17 protein-coding genes and 2 pseudogenes are annotated in these 22,533 nt (G+C 74.2%); 9 read left to right on the plus strand and 10 right to left on the minus strand.

Translation table 11 applies throughout. From position 1 onward, the window contains the following. Nucleotides 1-9: 9 nt before the first annotated feature. From ACQ614_RS28480 to ACQ614_RS28500, 5 genes and pseudogenes are all read right to left on the minus strand, one after another. On the minus strand, nucleotides 10-507 hold the full coding sequence (locus tag ACQ614_RS28480) for an inositol monophosphatase family protein (protein WP_431681661.1): 498 nt from the start codon (nucleotides 505-507) through the stop codon (nucleotides 10-12). A 148-nt stretch (nucleotides 508-655) separates the two neighbouring features. Continuing rightward, nucleotides 656-1,600, minus strand: a pseudogene (locus ACQ614_RS28485) (alanine racemase); the annotation flags it as partial. Between the two features lie 85 nt (nucleotides 1,601-1,685). Continuing rightward, nucleotides 1,686-3,068 (minus strand): annotated as a pseudogene (locus ACQ614_RS28490) (IucA/IucC family protein); the annotation flags it as partial. Nucleotides 3,069-3,115: 47 nt separating this feature from the next. Then, a complete protein-coding gene (locus tag ACQ614_RS28495) occupies nucleotides 3,116-4,831 on the minus strand; it encodes an IucA/IucC family protein (protein WP_431681663.1) in 1,716 nt (571 codons plus the stop codon). Continuing rightward, nucleotides 4,828-6,024, minus strand: coding sequence for an ATP-grasp domain-containing protein (locus ACQ614_RS28500; RefSeq protein ID WP_431681665.1), 1,197 nt, complete (start codon nucleotides 6,022-6,024; stop codon nucleotides 4,828-4,830). The genes ACQ614_RS28495 and ACQ614_RS28500 overlap by 4 nt, the downstream gene beginning before the upstream one ends. Before the next feature lie 363 nt (nucleotides 6,025-6,387). On the opposite strand from ACQ614_RS28500, the gene ACQ614_RS28505 reads away from it, so the two are divergent. Then, nucleotides 6,388-7,164 carry a (2Fe-2S)-binding protein gene (locus ACQ614_RS28505; RefSeq protein WP_431681666.1) on the plus strand — a complete coding sequence of 259 codons (777 nt, stop codon included), beginning with the start codon at nucleotides 6,388-6,390 and terminating at the stop codon, nucleotides 7,162-7,164. Between the two features lie 34 nt (nucleotides 7,165-7,198). Here the strand turns inward: ACQ614_RS28505 and ACQ614_RS28510 are convergent, their stop codons facing one another. Further along, entirely contained in the window at nucleotides 7,199-8,089 is an 891-nt protein-coding gene (locus ACQ614_RS28510; RefSeq protein WP_431681668.1) for a DMT family transporter, read from the minus strand. 66 nt (nucleotides 8,090-8,155) lie between these two features. Beyond that, complete coding sequence (locus tag ACQ614_RS28515) at nucleotides 8,156-8,956, minus strand: MerR family transcriptional regulator (RefSeq protein WP_431681669.1); 801 nt, start codon at nucleotides 8,954-8,956, stop codon at nucleotides 8,156-8,158. 163 nt (nucleotides 8,957-9,119) lie between these two features. Here ACQ614_RS28515 and ACQ614_RS28520 point away from each other — a divergent pair, with 163 nt between their 5' ends. The 6 genes from ACQ614_RS28520 to ACQ614_RS28545 all read left to right on the plus strand — a co-directional run bounded on the left by ACQ614_RS28520 (nucleotide 9,120) and on the right by ACQ614_RS28545 (nucleotide 16,582). Next, complete coding sequence (locus ACQ614_RS28520; protein ID WP_431681671.1) at nucleotides 9,120-10,673, plus strand: flavin-containing monooxygenase; 1,554 nt, start codon at nucleotides 9,120-9,122, stop codon at nucleotides 10,671-10,673. Next, a complete protein-coding gene (locus ACQ614_RS28525) occupies nucleotides 10,670-11,581 on the plus strand; it encodes an alpha/beta fold hydrolase (protein WP_431681673.1) in 912 nt (303 codons plus the stop codon). The genes ACQ614_RS28520 and ACQ614_RS28525 overlap by 4 nt, the downstream gene beginning before the upstream one ends. Continuing rightward, nucleotides 11,578-12,531 (plus strand): SDR family oxidoreductase, encoded by a 954-nt coding sequence (locus ACQ614_RS28530; RefSeq protein WP_431681674.1) that lies wholly within the window; start codon nucleotides 11,578-11,580, stop codon nucleotides 12,529-12,531. The genes ACQ614_RS28525 and ACQ614_RS28530 overlap by 4 nt, the downstream gene beginning before the upstream one ends. Nucleotides 12,532-12,782: 251 nt before the next feature. Further along, nucleotides 12,783-13,790, plus strand: a complete 1,008-nt coding sequence (locus ACQ614_RS28535; RefSeq protein ID WP_431681675.1) for a zinc metalloprotease — start codon at nucleotides 12,783-12,785, stop codon at nucleotides 13,788-13,790. Nucleotides 13,791-13,884: 94 nt separating this feature from the next. Beyond that, nucleotides 13,885-14,658, plus strand: coding sequence for an SDR family NAD(P)-dependent oxidoreductase (locus tag ACQ614_RS28540; protein WP_431681677.1), 774 nt, complete (start codon nucleotides 13,885-13,887; stop codon nucleotides 14,656-14,658). A 73-nt stretch (nucleotides 14,659-14,731) separates the two neighbouring features. Continuing rightward, nucleotides 14,732-16,582, plus strand: a complete 1,851-nt coding sequence (locus ACQ614_RS28545) for an ABC transporter ATP-binding protein (protein ID WP_431681679.1) — start codon at nucleotides 14,732-14,734, stop codon at nucleotides 16,580-16,582. Between the two features lie 28 nt (nucleotides 16,583-16,610). On the opposite strand, the gene ACQ614_RS28550 is transcribed toward ACQ614_RS28545, so the two are convergent. Further along, nucleotides 16,611-17,048 carry a MarR family winged helix-turn-helix transcriptional regulator gene (locus ACQ614_RS28550; protein ID WP_431681680.1) on the minus strand — a complete coding sequence of 146 codons (438 nt, stop codon included), beginning with the start codon at nucleotides 17,046-17,048 and terminating at the stop codon, nucleotides 16,611-16,613. 301 nt (nucleotides 17,049-17,349) lie between these two features. Between ACQ614_RS28550 and ACQ614_RS28555 the strand changes: the two genes are divergently transcribed. Next, nucleotides 17,350-18,231: an alpha/beta fold hydrolase gene (locus ACQ614_RS28555; RefSeq protein WP_431681682.1), complete on the plus strand. Its 882-nt coding sequence runs from the start codon at nucleotides 17,350-17,352 to the stop codon at nucleotides 18,229-18,231. Here the strand turns inward: ACQ614_RS28555 and ACQ614_RS28560 are convergent. Both ACQ614_RS28560 and ACQ614_RS28565 read right to left on the minus strand, forming a co-directional pair. Beyond that, nucleotides 18,204-18,875, minus strand: a complete 672-nt coding sequence (locus ACQ614_RS28560) for a lysophospholipid acyltransferase family protein (protein WP_431681683.1) — start codon at nucleotides 18,873-18,875, stop codon at nucleotides 18,204-18,206. The two genes, ACQ614_RS28555 and ACQ614_RS28560, sit on opposite strands and share 28 nt — an antisense overlap. Nucleotides 18,876-19,071: 196 nt before the next feature. Continuing rightward, nucleotides 19,072-21,294 carry a bifunctional glycosyltransferase/CDP-glycerol:glycerophosphate glycerophosphotransferase gene (locus ACQ614_RS28565; RefSeq protein ID WP_431681684.1) on the minus strand — a complete coding sequence of 741 codons (2,223 nt, stop codon included), beginning with the start codon at nucleotides 21,292-21,294 and terminating at the stop codon, nucleotides 19,072-19,074. 908 nt (nucleotides 21,295-22,202) lie between these two features. Here ACQ614_RS28565 and ACQ614_RS28570 point away from each other — a divergent pair. Next, nucleotides 22,203-22,478 (plus strand): hypothetical protein, encoded by a 276-nt coding sequence (locus ACQ614_RS28570; protein ID WP_363488520.1) that lies wholly within the window; start codon nucleotides 22,203-22,205, stop codon nucleotides 22,476-22,478. Nucleotides 22,479-22,533: the final 55 nt, after the last annotated feature.

The raw sequence follows: 22,533 nt of genomic DNA on the forward strand, positions 1-22,533 counted from the left end.
TGACTCCTGCTAGTGCAGGGCTGCGGCGAGGAGGATTTCCTGGGTGCGGTCCCAGACGGCCGGGTCGGAGGCGACCAGGAGGCCGTCGAGGCCGCCCGGGGGTTCGGGGCGGTACTCGCTGCCGTCCAGCCGGGCGGAGACTCCGCCGGCCTCGGTGACCAGCAGGGAGCCGGGGGCGTGGTCCCAGGGCAGGGTGCGCCAGTAGAGGATGAACTCCTGCCGGCCGTCGGCGATCTGCGGGTACTCCATGCCGGCCGAGCGCAGACCGGTGGACAGTTCGCCGAACACCCGGGCATTGGTCTGCAGCCGGTGGTGCATGACCGGGTCGAGGTAGCGGCTCTTCACCGAGCCGCGCCACTTCTCCGGCTCGGGGCCGGCCGGCTGCCGGACTATCCGCTTCCCGTCGCGCCAGGCACCGGCGCCGAGTTCGGCGGCGTAGGAGACGCCGCCGACCGGCTGGTAGATCCAGGAGGCGACGGTGCGTCCGGCCCGGACGAGCGAGGCCATCACGGCGAAGTCGGGGCGGCCGGCGACGAAGGAAGCCGGGGTGGGGGTGCATCAGGAAGTCGTAGTGCGAGATGTTCCAGGCGTACGCGCCAGCCATGGCGAAGGCCACCGTGTCACCGACCGCAATACGGTCGACCTGAACCTGCTTGGCGAACACATCCTTCGGGGTGCACAGCTGCCCGACGAAGGTGACCGCTGCCTCCTCCACCGACGGTCCGTCGGCAGAGGAGCCGGGGAGGATGACGAACGGCTGGTTGTGATTCTTGGTGACCGGCGTGCGGATCTGCATGGTGCCGCCGCGGAGCACCGCGTACCACTGCCCGTGCGCCTGCTTCACGTCCAGGACCTGCGTGATGTACCAGCCGGCGTAGACGCTGACGGAACGGCCGGGTTCGATCCGCAGGGTCTCGCCCGGGGCGATCAGGTCGGCGATCCCCTTGCCGTAGGCCGTCCAGTCGAAGACGTTGTCGGGGGCGGTGTAGTCGACGGCCATACCGCCGCCGAGGTTGATCTCCGGATTTTCCACACCAGCCTCGGACAGCCACGGGCGGGCCCAGGCCAGGATGTCGGCGGACTGCCGGAGCATGGCGGCAGCGTCCAGCCCGGACGCGAGGTGGGCGTGGATTCCGTGCAGCTTCACCTGCGGGGATGATGCCAGGATGCTGCGGCAGTCCTCGATGAGGACCGGGTCCATGCCGAACGGACCGCTCATGGCTAGCGCGGCTCCCGCGCGTCCACCCGCGAGGTTGAGGCGCAGCAGGATGTTCGCGGTCTGGCTGGACTCTCCTGCGATCCTCGCCAGGCGCTCCAGCTCGTACGGGCTCTCCACATGGATGCGCTCCACCCCGAGGTCCAGCGCGAGCGCGAGCTCGGAATCGGTCTTGCCCGGCCCGCCGAAGGAAATGCGCGCGTCAGGCAGTGTCCGGTGGACGTGCTCCAGCTCTCCGCCGGATGCGACCTCGAACCCGTCGACGTGGGGCGCCACGGCGCGCAGGATGGGGGGCTCCGGATTCGCCTTCGCGGCGTAGAGGAGCTCGATGCCTTCGGGCAGTGCTGCGCGGATGGCGGCAACGTGGGTCCGCAGCGCTGCCATGTCGTACACGTAGGCGGGCAACTGGGCAGTACACCACGCGGTCCCAGCCGCGGTCGGCGTCGTAGGTCATCGGGGCGGCGACCTCGGGCGGCAGTGCGGCGAGGGCGCCGGCGTGGTGCTCGGGCAGCAGCTTGGTGCCCTCCAGGTCGCGGAAGAGCACCTGTGCGGGGAGACCGTCGCCGTCCACGCAGATCAGCACGTTCTGCAGGTGCGGCTCCAGCACCACGCCGTGGTCGGTGTAGGCGGCCAGCACCGGCGGGACGACCAGCCGCAGGTAGCGGGCCCACCAGTCGCGGGCGGCGGCCGGCCCTGCGCCGTCCAGCAGCGCGGCGACCTGGGCGGAGCTGGTGGGGTACTCGTCGGCGACGGCGGCGGCCAGCAGCGGGGTGAGGCCGGGGCGGACGGCGCCGGCCAGGCCCTCGCGGACGATCAGGCCGAGGCCCTCGTACAGCGCGGTGTCGGGGCGGCCGTCCGGGCCCGGCAGGGCCAGGGTGCGGAAGGCGGGCTCGCGCAGTACGGCGGCGTCCGGGAAGCGGCGGGCGAGGTCGGCGAACGGCGCCTCGAGCAGGCGGGTCAGCGCGACGGCGCCGGCGAGCTCGTACGCGGCGTTCTTGCGCAGGCAGTTGGTGATCCGCACATTGAGGCTGAACTTGAGGAACGCGCCGGAGCCGTACAGGGTGCGGACGGAGGCGGTGGCGGTGAACGGGCTGCCGCCGGGGCCCAGGTCGAGCACGTCGCCCCGGGCGAGGGCGGCGGTCAGCAGCGGGTGGTCGCGCAGCAGCGCGAACTGCCAGGGGTGGGCGGGCAGCAGCCGGTAGCCCTCGGGGAGGCCGCTGCGCAGGCCGTCGAGCAGGGCGGTGGCGGCCGGGTCGGCGGTGTCCTCGGCGAGCAGTGCGGTGCGGACGGCGAGGTGCCGGAGGCGGAAGGCGGCGCGCGCCTCGGGGGCGTACGCGGCCCAGGCGCCGCTGTCGCCGGTGCGGCCGGAGGAACGGGCCTTGGGCGCAGGGTGGAAGCGGTGGCCGTAGACCAGGGCCTGTTCGGACTCCAGGTAGCGGTCCGCGCCCGGGGACGGCAGGCCGTCCAGCGCGGCGGCCACCCCGGCGTGGCTGGAGGCGAGTTGGGCGAGGAACTCGTCGTTGCCGGAGCCGCCGCGCAGGCCCAGCTCGGCCTGCACGTGCTCGGCGAGTTCGCGCCAGCCGACCTCGCGGGGCCCGTCCGGGCCGTGCGCGAGGACGGGCCCGGTGAAGCGGTGCGCGCCGGAGAGCGAGGTGCGGCGCAGGGCCACCCGCAGCAGGGTGCCGCGGCGGGGCAGCCGGACGAGCAGGTGGTCGTCGATGACCGCGGTCTGGTGCTCGGGCGCGGAGACCTCGCGCAGCAGGCAGTTGAGCAGGGTGTGCGCGACGGCGTGGTCGGCGCTGGGCAGCCCGGTCGGGGCGCAGGTGTGGCGGGCGTCGAGCCGTGGGGTCATACGGTTGCTCCCTCGCGGGTGTGGTCGGCGGGCACCGGCGGCAGGGCTCACCCGGTCGCCGCCCGAAGGTAGTTGGGCCCGGTGGTGTAGTGCTTGTTGATGTCGGCGGCGCCCGAGCGCTCCTTGCTGAGCAGGGTGCCGGCGGTGACCATGGCCTTCACCGGCAGTTCCTCGGCGTCGAGCAGGGCGGCGCGCAGCGGTGCGCCGGCCGGGCCGATCCGGTCGACGGCCTCGGCGAGGCGGCTGCGCAGCAGGCCGAGGGCGTGCGCCAGCGGGGCACGGCCGAGTTCGGCGAGGCCGAAGGCGAGCGAGCCGGTGCACAGGTGGCCGGTGATGGTGGCGAACAGGTCGGTGACCGGCCGGTCGTCCGTGCCGGATATCCGTGCGTCGTCGAACTCGTGGCTGTACGAAGCGAGTTCGCCGAGCCGGGCGGTATTGATGCGTGGGCCGTCGTCGTCCTTGAGCAGCAGCCGCAGCCGGGTGCGGCCGCCGGGCCTGTCCAGCACCAGCGAGGTGTTCTGCTGGTGGGCCTCGAGGGCGATGCCGTACGAGAAGAGTGCGGTGTGCCAGTCGAGCAGCAGGCGCAGCAGGTCGTCGTAGAGGTGCAGCACGTCGCCGCCGTGGAAGCGGTCGGCGAGGTGGTCCAGGACGGTGCGTCCGGTGGGCGCGGTGGCGAGCAGGGCGGCCAGCGGGACGGTCACCGCCTCGTCCAGGCCCGCGGGTTGGCGGCGCAGCAGGACGGCGAGCAGTTCGTGGCCGGCGTGCGCGAAGCACTGTTCGTCGGCGTGCAGGACGGTCCCGGCGAAGCGGGGCTCGCGGGCGGTGACGGCGGCGAGCAGGCGCTGTCCCGCGGCGCCGTCGACCAGGCTGCCGGGCTTGATGGTGCGCCGGTTGCGCAGGCCCAGGGTGGAGGTGGCGAGAGGCAGTTTGAGGTGCAGGGACGGGTCCTGCACGACTGCGACGGTCCGCATCGAGAGGGTGGGCCGGACGGTCAGGTAGCGGCGCTCGGCGAGGTGAGCGCCGGGGACGAGGGCGGCCAGCTCCGGTGCCGCGGTGAGCGGGTGGACGGGCAGGGTGAGGCCGCGGCCGGTGCAGCCGAGGTCGGCGGGGGTGGGCCACCAGGCGGGCAGCGGCCCGGTGCCGTGCACGGTGAGGGCGCGTTCGGGCAGCACCAGCCAGCGCAGCTCGAAGGCGGGGTGGAACTCGGGTGCGTGGGCCCGGAGATGGTCCTCGGTGAGGCCGGCCCGGCCGAGCCCGGCGGGGTGCACGGGGTGGTCGAGGTAGGCGGCGAGGGTGTCGAAGCCGAGCGAGGCGGTGGGGCCCGTCCAGTCGGCCGGGTCGGGGCCGAACCGGTCGGCGAGGGCGGCGAGCACGCCGGGCCGGGCGCGCCGGTGCAGCCGCATGGTGGCGAGGGCCTGCCGGCACTCCTCGGCGAAGGCGGCGTGGCCGTCGCGGTCGCGCGGGTCGGCGAGGGAGGCGACGGCGGCGAGGACTTCGTCGAGCGCGGTGAGCGGGCGGCCGTCGAGTTCCAGGAGCGGCCGGCGGGCGGTCCAGCGGCTCTGGAAGCCGTCCTCGGCGACCGGCAGGGCGAGCCGTCCGCCGCGCAGCCAGGGGCCGTCGGCGCGCTGTTCGAGAAGGCCGCCGGTGCGCAGGCCGAGCACGTCCTCGCGGTGCAGGGCGGCGAGGACGCGCCGGGTGAGCCGGTCCGCCGGGTCGGCCGGGTCCTCGGCGGCTTCCGGGGCAGGGCGGACGGCTGCGGTCACGGGGTGATCTCCCAGCGGTTGGCGGCGAGGAACCGGTCGACGGCGCCGTCCACCGCCCGCCGGTCGCTGCCGACGGCCCAGACCACGCCGAGGTAGTCCCGGTTGGTGCGGTGGTGTTCGTGGTGCTCGCCGAGGGCGCGGAACGGCCGGTAGACCAGTTGCACACCGCCGTCCTCGTGCTCCTGGGCGGCGGGTGCGGCGGTGAGGGTGCCGGCCCGGTCGGCGAGGACGGGCCGGTTGTAGCCGTGCCGGCCGGAGCGGGCACCGAGGTCGGCGGGCAGCGTGCCGCCGAGGTGGACGCGGAGCACGTGCTCGAAGTACGGGATGTCCAGCAGCCGGGCCAGCATCAGGTCGCACTGGTCGCCGATGGCGCGGTAGTTGACCTCGATGATGCGGGCCCTGCCGTCCGGCTGGACGACGAACTCGGTGTGGCAGGCGCCGAGGCCCACGTCGAGCGCGTCCAGCTGGGCGAGCACCTGGTCGACCACCGGCCGGGGGTGCTCGGGGACGAACTCCAGTGCCTCCTCGACGAAGTGGGGCGGCGGCGAGAGCCGGGTGCGGAAGCCGCCGAGCACATGGCGGCGGACTCCGTCGCCGAGCGTCTCCAGGGTGTGCAGCTCGCCGGTCAGGAACTCCTCGACGACCAGGGCGTCCTGCGGCCGCCGCTGCCTGATCTCCGCGCAGCGTGCGGCGAGTTCGGCGGCGTCCGCGACCAGGGCGACGTCCTCGCTGGCGACGCCCTCGCGCGGCTTGACCACGCAGGGGAACGGCGGGTCGAGCTCGGAGGCCGGCTGCCCGGGGGCGAGTTCGAAGGCGCGGACGGCGTCCAGGCCGGCGGCGGCGAGGTGGCGGCGGAGCTGGGCCTTGTTCTTGGCCCGCAGGGTGGCCCGCCAGTCCTTGGCGGGGAGCCCGAAGTAGTCGGCGGCGAGCGCGGTCTGGGTCTGCAGGTGGTCGCTGTTGCTGAACACCGCGTCCGCAGGGTGGTGGCGGGAGATCAGCCCGACGACCTCGCGGAAGTCGCGGACCTCGCAGTGCAGCACCTCCGGCGGGTCGGCGAGACCGGTGTACGCGGCGCGGTGCGCGTCCGGCTGGTCGGTGAGCACGGTGACCGCCAGGCCGAGCCGGGCGGCGGCGGGCAGGAAGCCCTCGGTGACCGAGTCGGTGGGGTTCAGGGCGAGCAGGTACAGCCGCATGTGGGCGTCGTCCTCGGTGTGGGTGGCGAGGTCCCGCGGAGAGCGGGCACGGGTCGGCGTCGGACGGCCGGGTGCGGTCGCCCGACGGGTGTTCAGGCGGCCTGCCCGGTGCGGTCGATCGTGCCCGGGGGCGGCGCCCGGAAACCGCGGCGCGGTCGGCGCGGGTGCGCGGTGCGGGTGTCGGCGCAGGTCGCGGCGGGTCCGGCAGCCACGCGGGGTTCCGTGATGGGCACGGAACGGAACATTAGGTTAGGCGTACCTAATCACGTCAAATCGGCCGAGGGGTGGGGGTGTCGCTGTTCCGACGGACCGTCAGGTGCATGTAAGGTGAGGCATACCTTAGTTGATCTCGGGAGTCCTCCGATGCTCCAGCTGACGGCCGTGCGCAGTGGCGCCGCCGTGGGAGCGCCGGCATCGATTCGGCGTCTTGTCGACATCTGCCCGGTGCTGCCCGTCACCCTGCTCGACCGGCCCCCGTCCGACCGCGAACGGTGGTGCGCCGGGGACGCCCTGGCGTCCCGCGCCGAAGCACTGGTCGCGGCGGAGGCCGCCCGGATCGCCGCCGCGCACGGCACCGCGCCACGCCCCCACGTCGCCGCCTCCCGGCTGCTGCACCACTACCTCTGGTCGCTGTGCCTGCTCACCGCCGGGCCCTGGTACCTCGACGGACGCGCCGCCCGGATCGCGCCGAGCGCCCTCTGGATCGAGGAGTCCACCGGAGACCTCGCCCTGCTCGCCGACCTGCCCTCCGACGGGTCGGCCGGACCGGACGGACTGCGGGCCGCGGTCGCCGCCCACGCCGGGCCCGTCCTCGGCGCCTTCCAGCCGTACGTGCGGCGCGGCCCGCACGCACTGTGGGGGATGGTGACGGACGATCTGGTCTCCGCCCTCTGGTACCTCGGCCGGGTGCTGGGCGAGGAGGACCGCGGGGTGGCCGCCGCCTCCGCCCTGCTGCCCGGCGGCACCCCGCCGTTCAACGGCGCCGCCTCCTTCCGCCGCCTCCCCGGCACGGCCGGCCGCACCCACTGGACCCGCACCCGCCAGGGCTGCTGCCTCTACTACGCCGTCCGCCCCGACGAGGCCTGCACCACCTGCCCCCGCACGCCCGACGCGGAACGCATCCGCCGCCTGGAGGCGTGAAGCGCGCGAAAGCGCACGCCCCTGGGTGATTGCCTCAGGTGCGGCGGGAGACCGCCACGCCGGCGAGGCAGAGGGCGCCGCCGGCGAGGGCTCCGGGGGTGGGGAGTTCGCCGAGGAGGAGCCAGGCCATGGCCACCACGAGGGCGGGGACGGCGTAGGAGGTGGCGCCCATGCGGCCGGCGGTGGTGCGCGAGAGCGCGTACGCCCAGGTGGTGAAGGCCAGGGCGGTGGGGAACAGGCCGAGGTAGACCAGGCCGAGGGTGGCGGAGGCGGGCGCCCGGGTGAGGTCGTCCCAGAGGCCGGGGGCGAACGGCAGGCAGGCGACCGCGCCGATCAGGCAGCCGAAGGTGGTGGCCTGCAGGGGAGTGGCGTGCCGCAGCGCGGGCTTCTGGAGCACCACGCCCGCCGCGTAGGCGCCCGCCGACAGCAGGCAGAGCGCAATGCCGAGGAGCGATCCCCCGCCGGCCCCGCCGGACATCGACAGCCCGGTGACGACGGCCCCTGCGAAGGACACCGCCAGCCCGGCGACCAGGCCCCGCGGGAAGCCCTCTCGCAGCAGCCACCCGCCGAGCAGTGCGATCAGCAGCGGTCCGACGTTGACGACCATCGCGGCCGTGCCCGCGTCGACCTGCTGCTCGCCCCAGTTGAGCGCCACCATGTAGAGCCCGAACCAGAGCACCCCGGAGGCGGCGATGCCCGGCCAGGCGGCCCGTGGCGGCAGCCCCTCGCCGCGGACCAGCAGCAGCGCGGTCAGGGCGAGCGCGCCGACGGCCAGCCGTCCGAGGGCGAGTGCACCGGGCCCGAAGTGGGCGCCGGCGTCGCGGATCACCACGAAGGCGGAGGCCCACAGCAGAACGGTGGTGGTTGCGGCGGCGAGGGCGCGCCCGTCGAGCGGTGCGGCGAGGTCGGTGGGGGTGCTGTCCATGCCGCGCACGCTACCGGCGGGACGGTTCGGCGCCGACCGATTTACCGCCGCGGGAGCGGGCCCGCATCAGCCGTCACCGTCGTCGCCGCCCTCGTCCTCGCCCTCGTCCTCGCCCTCGTTCTCGGCGAGCAGGCTGCGGAGGGCGGCCCCGACCTTCCGGTCCATCGCCAGCATGAACTGGGCGTCCGCGGTGGCGCGGGCGAGCGGGCGGACGCGGCGGATGCGCTCGGTGAGTTCGGCGGCCTCCCCGGGCGTCAGGTCGTCGACGTGGGCGAGCCCGCCGAGCAGGTGGTCGCGGGCGAGTTCGGTGAAGGCCTCGGCGACCGCGTCCAGGTGCTCCTGGGTACGGCGGCTGACGGCGAGTACGGCGGCGAGCGGCACGCCCTCGGCGACCAGGGCGATGGTGGCCTCCATCAGGCGGCGGCTGATGTGGGTGATGCCGTCGTCCTCGACGGTGATGTAGCCCTGGGCGATGGACTCGGCGGTGTTCTCGGGGGTGAGCTGGTCGCCGAAGGCGGCGAGCAGTTCGTCCCAGCCGAGCCGGACGGGCGTCTCGTCGGACCAGGGGGCGGCGATCTCGTCCCGCAGGCCGATCAGGTCGGCGACGCCGCGGCCGCTCTCGCCGGCGCCGATGAGCTCGGTGATGCCGCCGAGGGTGTGGCCGCGTTCCAGCAGTTCGCCGATCATCCGCAGCCGGGCGAGGTGGTGCTCGCCGTACCAGGCGATCCGGCCTTCCTTGCGCGGCGGCTGGAGGAGTTTGCGCTCGCGGTAGAAGCGCAGGGTCCGTGTGGTGATGCCGGCGGCCTCGGCGAGTTCCTCGACGCGGTACTCGCGGGGCTGCCCGGTGCTGCTGGTGATCTCCGCCACGCCGCTCAGCATAGGGCGGCTCCGGTGGGCCGGGTCCTGTCCTGCTTCTTCCCCGCCGGGGCGGCAGCGGCTACCCTGCCAATCATGCCAGTGATTACTGGCACAGTTTTAATGGTCGTGCCCGCCCGCCCCGCCGCCCCCCCACCTGCCCTGGAGCCGCCGCATGGCATCCCGCAGCAAGAAGCCCTCCGAACCCGCCCCGGACGGGGCAGCCCACCCGCACGTGCGGGTCGCCGTGATCGGCTCCGGCTTCGGCGGCCTCGGCGCCGGCGTCCGGCTCCGCCGCGCGGGCATCACCGACTTCGTGATCCTCGAGCGGGCCGCCGCCGTCGGCGGCACCTGGCGCGACAACAGCTACCCGGGCTGCGCCTGCGACGTCCCCTCGCACCTCTACTCCTTCTCCTTCGCGCCGAACCCCGAGTGGCCGCGCAGCTTCTCCGGCCAGCCCGACATCCGCGCCTACCTGGAGCGGGTCACCGACACCTTCGGGCTCCGCCCGCACCTGCGGTTCGACGCCGAGGTCACCGAGGCGCGCTGGGAGGAGGGCCCGGCCCGCTGGCGGGTCACCACCACCGCCGGCACCTGGACGGCCGACGCCGTGGTCTCGGCCGCCGGCCCGCTCGCCGACCCGCAGATCCCCGACATCCCCGGCCTCGCCGACTTCCCCGGCAAGGTCTTCCACTCCTCCCGCTGGGACCACGACTACGACCTCGCCGGCAAGCGGGTGGCCGTCGTCGGCACCGGCGCCTCCGCCGCCCAGATCGTCCCGGCGATCCAGCCGCAGGTCGGCCGGCTCACCGTGTTCCAGCGCACCCCGGCCTGGGTGCTGCCCCGCCGCGACCGGGAGATCACCGGCCTGGAGAAGTGGCTGCACGGCGCCCTCCCGCCGACCGGCGCGCTGCGCCGCGGCACGCTCTTCGCGCTGCGCGAGCTCCAGGTGGACGCCTTCGTCCGCCGCCCCGGCCTGCTGAAGCTGGTTCAGAAGATCGCCGAGCGGCACATCGCGCAGGGCGTCGCCGACCCCGCCCTGCGGGCCAGACTCACCCCGGACTACCGGATCGGCTGCAAGCGCATCCTGCTGAGCAACACCTACTACCCGGCGCTGGCCGCGGCCAACACCGACGTCGTCGCCTCCCGGCTCGCCGAGGTCCGCGGCTCCACCCTGGTCGGCGCCGACGGCAGCGAGCACGAGGCGGACGCGATCGTCTTTGGTACCGGCTTCCACGTCACGGACATGCCGATCGCCCGGCGGGTCTTCGGCATCGGCGGGCAGAGCCTCGCCGAGGAGTGGAAGGGCGGCATGGAGGCGCTGCGCGGCTCCACCGTGCGGGGCTTCCCCAACCTGTTCTTCGTGATCGGCCCGAACACCGGTCTCGGCAACAGCTCGATGATCCTCATGATCGAGTCCCAGCTGAACTACCTGGTCGACGCGCTCACCACCCTGGACTCGGTCGGCGCCACCGCCATGCAGCCCACCGCCCGCGCCCAGAAGCACTGGAACCTCGAGCTCCAGCACCGGATGGACCGCACCGTGTGGACCACCGGCGGCTGCACCAGCTGGTACCTGGACGAGGGCGGGAAGAACACCGTGCTGTGGCCCGCCTCCACCACCGCCTTCCGCCGCGCCACCCGCCGGGTCGACCTCGCCGAGTACGAGCTGATCAAGCGCACCGCCCCGCTCGTCGCGGCCCCGCTCGCCGAGGAGGTGCCGGCGTGATCCCCGCCGACTGCGTGCTGCCCGACCCCGCCGAGGTCCGCCGGGTCCGCTCCGCCGACGGCACCGGCCTCAACGTGGAGGTGTACGGGCCCGAGGGCGCGCCCCTGGTGGTGCTCGCCCACGGCTGGACGTGCTCCACCCCGTTCTGGGCGCCGGTGGTCAACCTGCTGGCCGCCGACCACCGGGTGGTCGCCTACGACCAGCGCGGCCACGGCCGCAGCGACGTCCCGACCGGGTACGGCACCGCGAAGCTGGCCGACGACCTGGAGGCGGTGCTGGCCGCGGTCGTCCCGGCGGGCGGGCGCGCGGTACTGGCCGGCCACAGCATGGGCGGTATGACGATCATGGCCGCCGCGGACCGCGGCGAGGTCGCCGCCCGCACCGCCGGCGCCGTCCTGATCAGCACCGGCCCCGCCGACTTGGTCGCCGAACTGCTGGTGGTGCCCGCCGCCGTGCGCGCCCCCGGGCTGCGCCGGGCGCTGCACCGGCTGGTGCTGGAGTCCAAGCTGCCGCTCGGCCCGGTCAACGGCGTCAGCCGCGCCCTGCTGAAGTACGCCACGATGGGCCCCGGCACGCCCGCCGCCCGGGTGGACGCCTGCGCGCGGATCGTGCACGCCTGCCCCACCGCCGTCCGGCACGGCTGGGCGAAGGTGCTCGGCGAACTGGACGTGACGGCGGGTCTGGCGAAGCTGGCCGTACCGACCGCGGTGGTGGTCGGCAGCCGGGACCGGCTCACCCCGCCGGTGCACGCCCGCCGGATGGCCGCCGCCCTGCCGGACGGGCGGGGCCTGCTGGAGCTGCCCGGGGTCGGCCACATGTCCCCGATGGAGCGGCCCTCGGAGGTCGCCGCCGAGATCCGCCGGATCGTCACCCTGACCGCCGACACCCCGAGGAGTGCCACCGCATGAACCCGCCCCTGTCCTCCCAGGTCGTGGTGGTGACCGGTGCCGCCCGCGGCATCGGCGCCCTGATGGCCCGCCGGCTCTCCGCGCAGGGCGCCAAGGTCGCCCTGGTCGGCCTGGAGCCCGCCGAGCTCAAGGCGGTCGCCGCCGAGTGCGGTCCGCACGCCTCCGCCTGGGAGGCCGACGTCACCGACCTGGAGACGCTGACCGCGGTCGCCCGGCAGATCCAGGACCGCTACGGCCGGATCGACACCGTGGTCGCCAACGCCGGCATCGCCATCGGCGGCCCGCTGCTGGACAGCGACCACCGGGCCTTCACCCGGGTGATCGAGGTCAACCTGCTGGGCAGCGTCGCCACCGCCCGGGCCTTCCTCCCGGCGCTCACCGAGAGCCGCGGCTACCTGCTGCAGATCGCCTCGCTGGCCGCGCTCACCCCGGCCCCGCTGATGTCCGCGTACTGCGCCAGCAAGGCGGGCGTCGAGGCCTTCGCCCACGCGCTGCGCGCCGAGGTCGCCCACCAGGGGGTCAGGGTGGGCGTCGGCTACCTCAGTTGGACCGACACCGACATGGTGCGCGGTGCCGACCAGGACACCGTGCTGAAGCAGATGCGGGCCCGGCTGCCGTGGCCGGCCAACAAGACCTACCCGCTGGGCCCCGCGGTGGACCGGCTGATCGCCGGCATCGCCCGCCGTTCGGTGCACGTCTACGCCCAGGCCTGGCTGCGCGGCATGCAGCCCGTCCGCTGGCTGGTGCCCTCGGTGGTGGCGCTCGGAGGACGCCGCGACATGGTCAGGCTGGAGCCGGAGTTGAAGGCCACCGCGGGTCGGCGGCTGCAGGCGGTGGGGGCGGGCGGCGCCGCCGACACCGCGGCCCGGGAGCACCCGGGCGCCGTGCTTCCGGGTGCCCCGCTTTCAGGTGAAACGGCGGCGCGTCCGGTGGACCCGACGGCCGAATAGCCGTCAGTCTCGTGCCGGGGTGGCGGAATCCGCCGCCCCGGCGTGGCGGTTTTCAGCCAGACGGGTGCGGTTACGCGGCTGTAAAAGCTCCCTATGAAGGGGCCAAGGGCCGGTAAACCTCCGGCATTTGAGTGATTTGTCCGCAGTATTTCGCGGCCGGAACGCATCTGACGCGTCCACGGCGGGAATGCGTAGCCTCTGCTCGGCGGTCCCCACGGCCGCCGTCCCCCACACCCTCCCCGGGAGAGCAGATGCGCCGTTCTGCCCGTGTCATCCGTCCTGCCCTGGCACCCGTCCGCGGCAACCGCCTGCTGGCCGCGGCCGCCCTCGCCGGCGTCCTGTCGGTCGGTCAGCTCGCGCTGCCGGCCTCCTCCGCCGTGCTGGCCGCACCGTCCGCCTCGGCCTGCACCGGGGCGGAGGAGAACGCGGCCGCCCGCAGCGCCGCCGGCGGCTCCGCCCACGAGCCGAACGCCGTCACCGACGCCCAGGCCCAGGCGATGGACGCCGAGCTCAAGGCCAAGGTGGCCGGGCTCGCCAAGACCGCCCAGGGCTCCCAGCTGCTCGCCGACTCGGCGCTGGCCGCGACCAGCATCCCGGTCTACGTGCACGTGGTGCACTCGGGAACGACCGGCAAGCTGTCGGCCTCGACCATCGCCAGCCAGCTGGCCGTGCTGAACGCCGCGTACGGCGGCCAGGGCACCGGCAACACCGCCACGCCGTTCACCTTCACGCTGGCGGGCACCGACTACACGGACAACGCCACCTGGTACAACGGCATCACCCCCGGCTCCTCGGCCGAGAAGGCGATGAAGTCGGCCCTGCGCAAGGGCGGCGCCAACGCGCTCAACCTCTACACCGCCAAGCTCGGCCAGAGCCTGCTGGGCTGGGCGACCTTCCCGAGCTCGTACGCCTCGAACCCGACCGACGACGGCGTGGTGATGCTGGACGCCTCCGTCCCCGGCGGCTCGGCGACCAACTACAACGAGGGCGACACCGCCACCCACGAGGTCGGCCACTGGCTCGGGCTCTACCACACCTTCCAGGGCGGCTGCAACGGCAACGGCGACTACGTCTCGGACACCCCGGCCGAGAAGAGCGCCGCCTACGCCTGCCCGACCGGCCGCGACACCTGCACCAGCAAGACCGGCGTCGACCCGATCCACAACTTCATGGACTACACGTACGACTCCTGCATGTACCAGTTCACCGCAGGGCAGGTCACCCGGATGACCAACTCCTGGGCCGCCTACCGCGCCTGACCCGGCAGCGCACGCCCGCGCCGCCCGCACCGGGAGACACCCCGGGCGGGCGGCGCCCGTGCGGGTGCGCCGTTCGACCCAGTACGGTCGGCCCATGACCACTGCTCTCATCACCGGCGCCACCGCCGGGATCGGCGCCGCCTTCGCCCGACGCCTCGCCAGGGACGGCCGCGACCTCGTACTGGTCGCCCGCGACACCGAGCGGCTGGAGGCGGCCGCCGCGGACCTCGGCAAGCGCTTCGGCGTCCGGGTCGAGACGCTCACCGCCGACCTCGCCACCGACGCCGGGATCACCACCGTCGAGGAGCGGCTGCGCGCCGCCGAGAACCCGGTCGACATCCTGGTCAACAACGCCGGCTTCGGGAACAGGGGCGCCTTCCTCGACGTCCCGCTGGACGCCGAGCTGGACATGGTGAAGGTGCACATCGAGGCGATCCTGCGGACGACCACCGCCGCGCTGCCCGGCATGCGCGAGCGCGGCCGCGGCGCCGTGGTCAACGTCGCCTCGGTCGCCGCCTTCTTCCCCCGCGGCACCTACGGTGCGAGCAAGGCCTGGGTGGTCAGCTTCACCCAGGGCGTCGCCCGCGACCTCGCCGGCACCGGCGTCCGGCTGCAGGCGCTCTGCCCCGGGTTCACCCGGACGGAGTTCCACCAGCGGGCCGGGATGGGCACCTCCAACATCCCGTCCTGGGGCTGGCTGGACGCCGACCGGGTGGTCGACGACTCGCTGCGCGACCTGGTGCGCGGCCGGACCCTGTCGGTGCCGGGCAAGCGCTACAAGGTCGCGGTGGCACTCGGCCGGCTGCTGCCGAGCGGCCGGACGGGCGCGATCTCCTCGAAGGCCGGGCGCAGCTACGGTCCGAACTGAGCGCCAGACTGGGGGTGGCGCGGCCGGACCACCGGGAATGGGGCCAGACTCATTATTAGTTAGGCTAATGATGATGCAGCTTCTTGCCCGGCGGCCCCGCCCGCCCCGTCCCCGGAGGTCGCCCTTGAAACTCGACCGGATCGACTGGACCCCGCCCGAACGGGACCGGACCGAGCCGGCCCCGCCCGCCCAGCTCCGCCGCATCCTCGCGCTGTTCCGCCCCTACCGCGGCCGGCTCGCCCTGGTCGGACTGCTGGTCGCGGCCTCCGCCGTGGTCTCGGTCGTCACCCCGTTCCTGCTGCGGGCCACCCTGGACACCGCCATCCCGCAGGGCCGCACCGGGCTGCTCACCCTGCTGTGCCTCGGCATGATCGCCGCCGCGGTGGTCAACAGCATCTTCAACGTGCTGCAGACCCTGATATCCACCGTGGTCGGCCAGCGCGTCATGCACGACCTGCGCACCTCCGTCTACGCCCACCTGCAGCGGATGTCGCTGGCCTTCTTCACCCGCACCCGCACCGGCGAGGTGCAGTCCCGGATCGCCAACGACATCGGCGGCATGCAGTCCACCGTCACCATGACCGCCACCTCGCTGGTCTCCAACCTGACCGGCGTGATCGCCACGGTGGTCGCCATGGTCGCCCTGGACTGGCGGCTCACCGTCGTCTCGCTGCTGCTGCTCCCGGTCTTTGTCTGGATCAGCCGCCGGGTCGGCAACGAGCGCAAGAAGATCACCACCGAGCGGCAGCGGAAGCTGGCCGCGATGAGCGCCGCCGTCCAGGAGTCGCTCTCGGTCAGCGGCATCCTGCTCGGCCGCACCATGGGCCGAGCCGACTCGCTCTCCCGCGAGTTCACCGGGCAGTCCGACGAGCTCGCCGAGCTGGAGGTCCGGGTCAACATGGCCGGGCGCTGGCGGATGTCCACCATCCAGGTCGTCATGGCCGCCATGCCCGCCCTGATCTACTGGGCCGCCGGGCTGACCGCGGCCGGCGGCGCCCCGATCGTCTCGGTCGGCACCCTGGTCGCCTTCGTCTCGCTCCAGCAGGGCCTGTTCCGCCCGACCGTCAGCCTGCTCTCCACCGGCGTGCAGGTGCAGGTCTCGCTCGCCCTGTTCCAGCGCATCTTCGAGTACCTCGACCTCCCGGTCGAGATCGCAGAGCCCGCCCGGCCGGTCCGCCTCGCCGCCGTCCGCGGAGACGTCACCTTCGAGGGCGTCGACTTCCGCTACCAGGGCGACCAGGAGCGGCCCACCCTCGGCGGCATCGACCTCAAGGTGCCCGCGGGCACCTCACTGGCCGTGGTCGGCGAGACCGGCTCCGGCAAGACCACCCTCAGCTACCTGGTGCCGCGGCTGTACGACGTCACCGCCGGCCGGGTCTGCATCGACGGCACGGACGTCCGCGAGCTGTCCTTCGACACCCTCGCCCGCGCGGTCGGCGTGGTCTCCCAGGAGACGTACCTCTTCCACGCCTCGGTCGCCGACAACCTGCGCTTCGCCAAGCCCGACGCCACCGACGAGGAACTCGTCGCCGCCGCCGAGGCCGCCCAGATCCACCCGATGATCGCCGCCCTGCCGGACGGCTACGACACCCTGGTCGGCGAACGCGGCTACCGGTTCTCCGGCGGCGAGAAGCAGCGCCTGGCCATCGCCCGCACCATCCTGCGGAACCCTCCGGTGCTGATCCTGGACGAGGCCACCAGCGCCCTCGACAACCGCACCGAGGCCGCCGTGCAGCAGGCCATCGACGCCCTCGCGGCCGGCCGCACCACCATCACCATCGCCCACCGGCTCTCCACCGTCCGGCACGCCGACCAGATCGCCGTGCTCGACGCCGGCGTGGTCGCCGAACTCGGCACCCACGACGAACTGCTCGACCGCGGCGGCCGCTACGCCGCCCTCCTCCGCCGCGAAGCGGGGGAGTAGGCCACATCGGGGGCGCAGCCCCGCGCCCCTATCGAGGTACCCGGTTGCCTCGGACGGCGGCCAGGGCTGCGGTGAGGTAGCGGTGCACGGTGGCGAGCTCCGCCTCGTCGAAGGCGCCTGCGGCGGACACCAGCCCGCCGATCACCGGTCCGAAGAAGGACCAGCCCAGGGCGACTGCCTTCTCGTCCACGGTCAGCAGCACCCGGCGGCGGTCCTGCTCGTCGCGGCTCCGGCGGACCAGGCCGAGGCGCTCCAGCCGGTCGACGAGGCCGGTGGTGCCCGCCGAGTTGAGCCGCAGGGCCGCCCCCAGCCGCCCCGGGGTGACGGTCTCGCCGGCCCGGTCGGCGTCCAGCAGGTGGATCAGCGCCCGCAGGTCGGTCGGGTGCAGCCCGTGCCGGGCCGCGAAGTCGGCACCCAGCAGGTCGAACTCCACGGTGACCGCCCGCAGCAGGTGCACCAGTTCCATGGCAGGCCCCTCGGGCTTCCTGTCCTCCACGGCGCTCCGTCTCTCTCTCGCGTCGCCCGCTCGCCTCCGGGCCCTCTTGATCCGGCGCCGACGGTCTCCCCCGGCCTGGCGGCCGGGAGGTGCCCCCATGCTCCGTCGCTGCGCTCCCTCGCTCGCCCTCCTTGCCCGCCGACGGGCAGGAGGGGCCCACCCTTTCGGTACCGGCGGGCCCTTCGGCTCGGGGCGGGTGTCGCGCGCTCGCCTCCGGGGCTATTCTCTCGTTCAGCGAGAGTATTGGTCAACGAGGCATCGGGGGTCAGCCATGTCCGCAGTCGTGTCCCGCCAGGTCCGGGAGTTCGACGCCGCCTACGATGCCCTGCTCGCCCGCTGGCCCGTCGGCACCGCCGAGCTCGATGTGGCGACCCCGTACGGCAGCACCCGGGTGCACGCCCGCGGTCCGGCCGACGCGCCCCCGCTTCTGCTGCTGCCCGGAGGAAGTGCCACCGGTGCGGTCTGGTTCGCCACCGCGGCCGCCCTCGGCGGCAGCCACCGGGTGCTCGCGGTGGACCTGCCCGGCGACCCGGGCCGCAGCTCCCGCGGCGAGCGCCCGCTGCGCACCGGGGAGGACGTCGCGGCCTGGCTGGACGCCCTGCTCGACGGCCTCGCCGCCGACCGGGTGGACCTGTGCGGCCACTCGTACGGTGCCCTGCTGGCCCTGACCGCGGCGGTGCGCCGGCCGGAGCGGGTCGGCCGGCTGGCGCTGCTCGACCCCACCCAGTGCTTCGCCGGATTCCGGCCCGGCTATCTGCTCCGCGCCCTGCCGCTGCTGCTCCGCCCGACGGCGGAGCGCGCCCGTGCCTTCCTCGCGCACGAGACCGCGGGCAGCGGCGCGGACGCCGGCTGCTCCGAGGTGTACGCACGCGGCGCGGAACTGCCCGGCCGGGCCCGCCCGGCGGCCCTGCGGCGGCCGGACGTCTCGGGGCTGCGCCTGCCGGTGCTCGTCCTGCTGGCCGGGCGCAGCGGGGCGCACGACGTCCGCAGGGTCGCCGCAGGGGCCCGCCGGGCGCTGCCGTCGGCGGAGGTCGGGGTGCTGGAGGGGGTGAGCCACCACGCGATGCCCGCGGCGCGGGCGGCCGAACTCAACGGCCGGCTGGCCGCCTTCTTCGGCGCGCGGGATCAGGCCGCCTTCGGGATCTCGTTGTAGCCGTCGGCCGGCTCCTGGCCGGACAGGGCCTGGATCGCCGCCATCACCTCGTCGGTGACCTGGCGGCGGGCCCGGGCGGAGCGGGCCTGGCCGTGCAGCTCGGTGAAGTGCAGCGGGGCGCCGAAGCGCACGGTCACCTTCCGCACCCGGGGGATGCGGCGGCCGACCGGCAGGATCTCCTGCGGGCCCTCCAGGGCCACCGGCACCACCGGGACGCCGGCGGTCAGTGCCAGCCAGGCCACGCCGGTCTTGCCCTTGTAGAGGCGGCCGTCCAGCGAGCGGGTGCCCTCGGGGTAGATGCCGAAGGCCTTGCCGTCGTTGAGGATGTCCAGCGCCTGCTCCAGCGAGGCGGCGGCGGCGCGGTAGTCGCCGCGCTCGACCGGCACCGCGTTGATCACGGAGGTGAAGAAGGCGCGGGAGACGGCGCCCTTGAGCCCGGTGCCGGTGAAGTACTCGGCCTTCGCCAGGAAGTACACCTGGCGCGGTGCCGTCAGCGGGATCACCACGCTGTCGATGAAGGACAGGTGGTTGCTGGCCAGGATCACCCCACCCTTGCGAGGCACGTGCTCCAGGCCCTCGATGACCGGCCGGTAGACGGTCTTCGCCAGCGGCTTGAGCACGAGCTTCGTGATGAGGTTGAGCATGGGCCCTCCCTGGCCGACCGACGCGTCCCGACCGGTCGGCCCGGGAACAGTCCGCACATTACGACATGGACCCCGGCGCACGTCCACTCCCTCCCGGTGCCCTTCGGCCGAGATCCTCGTCACGCTGTGCGCAGGCGCGGTCGCGCAGATCGACCGGGTAGGCTGACGGTCCGTCACCCGGTGCGCCGGGCCGGTGTCAGGCGGTGAGCACCCGGCGGGCTCCGGCCTGTGCCGGTGCGCCGACCGGGAAGACCTGCCGGACGACGCGTTCGGCGGCGTGGCCGTCGTCCCACGGGCAGAACCGCTCGCGGAAGCGCGCCCGCAGGGCGGGCTCCGGGTCGCCGGCCAGCAGGGCGTCGGCCACGCCGGCCGTGGTGGCGGCGACCGCGCCGGGCGGTTCGGCGAGCAGGTCGAAGTAGACGCCGCGGACCGAACGGTACTCGTCCCAGTCCGGGGCGAAGACGGTGATCGGCCGGTCCAGTACGGCGTAGTCGAACATCATCGAGGAGTAGTCGGTGACCAGGGTGTCGGAGGCGAGGTACAGGTCCTCGACCACCGGGTGGTCGGAGACGTCGACGATGCGGGCGGCGTCCGGGCCGACCGCCAGGTCGCCGGCGCCGCCGGTGTGGAAGTAGTGGGTGCGCACCAGCACGGTGTGTCCGGGGCCGAGCCGGCGGGCCAGCCCGGGGAGGTCGAGCACCGGCAGGTAGCCGCCGCGGGCCTCCCGGTGGGTCGGCGCGTACAGCACCGTGCGCTGCCCGTCGGCGATGCCGAGCGCACTGCGGACGGCGGCGCACTCCTCGGCCGTGGCCAGGGCCAGCCGGTCGTTGCGCGGGTAGCCCGTCTCCAGCAGCCGGTAGCGGCCGGGGAAGGCCCGGGAGAAGTGCTCGCTGGTGTGCGGGTTGGGGGAGACCAGGTAGTCCCAGCGGGCCACGGCCTCCAGCAGCCGGTCGAAGTCCATGCCGTCCGCGGCCTCGGGGTGCGCCTGCAGGTCCATCCCCATGCTCTTGATCGGGGTGCCGTGCTGGGTCTGCAGGTGCACGGTGCCCGGGCGCTTGCCCATGGTGTGCGGGAAGTTGACGTTGTTGACGAAGTACTTGGCGGTGGCCATGGCACGCAGGTAGGCGGGCGTGTTCAGCAGGACGTACGGCACCCCGGGCGGGAGCGCCGCGGCCTGGGCGCGGGTCTCCACCACCCACACCCCGCGGATCTGCGGGGCGAGTTCGCGGGCCCGCTCGTAGATGGCGGCCGGGTTGCAGGCGTAGCCGCGGTGCCAGTACGCGGCGTAGACGGCCAGGTGCTCGTCCAGCGGGAGGCGCCGGAAGGCGTTGTACGCGGCGAGCCTGGCCCCGCCGCGGACGGCCCGGCGGAGCACGGGGGCGATCGCCCGGGTACGGCGGCGCGCGGCCCGCGGCAGGGCGCGGGTGCGGCGCAACTCGTCGTAGCAGCGGCGGGCGCCGCGGGCGGCCAGCCGGTGGGGCAGGCCGCGCGGGCCGCGCGGGAAGGCGTGCCCGGGCGGGCGGTGGCGGGCGATGTGGGCGGTGACCCGGCGGAAGAAGTCGCCGCGCAGCGCGTCCGGCACCAGGCCGGGGGTGTCGTACACGGTGAGCGCCTGCCGGACGGTCCGCTCGAAGACGGCGGGGCGCAGCGGGCTGGGGCGGCGGTCCAGGAAGGCGAAGATCGCGTCGTACTGGGCGAAGGCGTCGGCGTGCTTGGCGGAGGGGGTGCTGGTGATCGCGCCGGGTCGGCCGCGGCGGTAGGCGTAGCAGGGGCGGTCGAGGAAGCGCAGCCGCTCGGCGGCCAGCAGCGCCGGGTAGGTGACGGAGATGTCCTCGTAGTACCCGCGGCCGAAGGAGACGCCGAGGCCCAGCAGGAAGTCGCGGCGCAGCACCTTGTTCCACACGGCCATCACGGCGCGCAGCAGGCCGGGGTGGTCGGCGGCGGTGCAGCCGGCGGCGAGCTCGGGCCCGGTGAGGTGGTGGCGCCAGGGGTTGGGTTCGGTGTCGCCGTCGCCGTAGACGTGGACGAAGTCGGTGAGCAGGACGTCCGCGGCGGGCAGGCCGTCCGCGGCGCGCTGCCGCTCGCGGCGCAGTTCGGCGAGGACGGCGTCCAGGGCGCCGTCGAGCAGCCGGTCGTCGCTGTCGACGAACCAGACGTACGTGCCTGCGGCGTCGGCCAGCCCGACGGCGCGGGCGCCGCCGAGGCCCCGGTTCTCGGTGAGGTGGTGGACGCGCAGGCGCCCGTCCCGGGCCGCGTAGCGGTCGAGGACGGCGCCGCAGCCGTCGGGGGAGCGGTCGTCGACGGCGATGATCTCGACCTCGCCGGGGGCGGCGGTCTCCGCACGCAGCGAGTCCAGGCAGTCGGGGAGGAAGCGCTCCACTCCGTGGACCGGCAGGACAATGCTGAGGAGGGGGCTCACGCTCGTTCACTCCGCGAAGGACGGTGGGTCGGCGGCTGCTCGCCCGGTACAGCCCACTGTAGCCAGCGGAAGTGGACGGGCGGTTGACACAAAGTGATCGCCGGGGTGTCGAGCGGTGTCCTCGGCTGATCGTTTCTGAACGTGCCGGGAGTGCTGTGCGGGGTGTTGACGGCCGAAAACGCGACCGCCGGTGCCGCGCCGTGCGAGCGGCGGCACCGGCAGTCCGGTTTGGCGGTCCGGCCGACCCTCAACGACCGACCGCCGGTCCGTACACCGCACCTGAGTCGGGCCGCCGCAGCGTCGAGACGGCCGGACAGTGACTCAGCAGGTGTCGGAAGTTTTTCTTCATCTGTCGAACTCATTCGACAGGGACTCCCGAGGGGTGGCCCGGGATTCCGTGTCTGTAGAGATATTGCTTGTAGGTTTCCGCCACGTCAATCCCTCCGACGTGTTCAACTTCTGAAGGGAGTCTCCCCAGGGGGCCGCGGCACGCCCACGGGCTGCTCCGATGCTGTCACCGGAGGCCCGCCGGGCCCCGCCGGCGGGGCCCGCGGTCTCACCCGCACCGGTGACCCCGAGGCCCGGCGGGTCACCCGCGCGGGGCGGGTCGCGGTCGCACCCCGGGAGCGGCACCCGCCCCCTCGCGCGCCGGGGCCGTGCCGCCGTACGCGGAGCCGGCACCCGGCGTGCTGCCGGAAGCAGGTTTGGAACGCACCCGATATGCCCGACCTGCAGTGCCGTGTCACCCGTGATCGATGCCCAGTCGTGACCGAGGCCACGGCCGCCTGGTGAACTGTCAGATCCGTTCGCACGATACGGTGGCAGAACACCAGGACGCTTGCGTGGGGACGGCCACTGACGGATAGTCTTCGCCTCACGGCCCTGGCGCCTCGTAGGGGTGGGAAACGATGGAACAGATGCAAGTGCGAGCTCGGCCACGAGTGCCGGCGATCCAGTGCGGTGTCGGCGCGACCGGCCGCCGGATCGACCGCCACCTCGCCGTGCTCGGCGCGCCCGCGCTCTCGACGGTCGACACGGCCGAGGCCCTCGGCCTGATAAGGGAGCTCACGCCGCGCGGCACCGGCACGGCAGGCACCCAGGCCGCGCCCCGGCGCACCGCCCGGGTCTCGCTGCTCGCCCCGCTGCGCCGCCTGCGCCGCAGTCTCTTCGGCAGCCGGCACTAGCCGGCCCCGGGGCGCAGCGCGCGCCGCACACCGGCCGGCCCGGCGCCGGCCGACG

Origin of the sequence: Kitasatospora dryopteridis (genome assembly GCF_050749075.1) — a bacterium.
Classification (GTDB): domain Bacteria; phylum Actinomycetota; class Actinomycetes; order Streptomycetales; family Streptomycetaceae; genus Kitasatospora.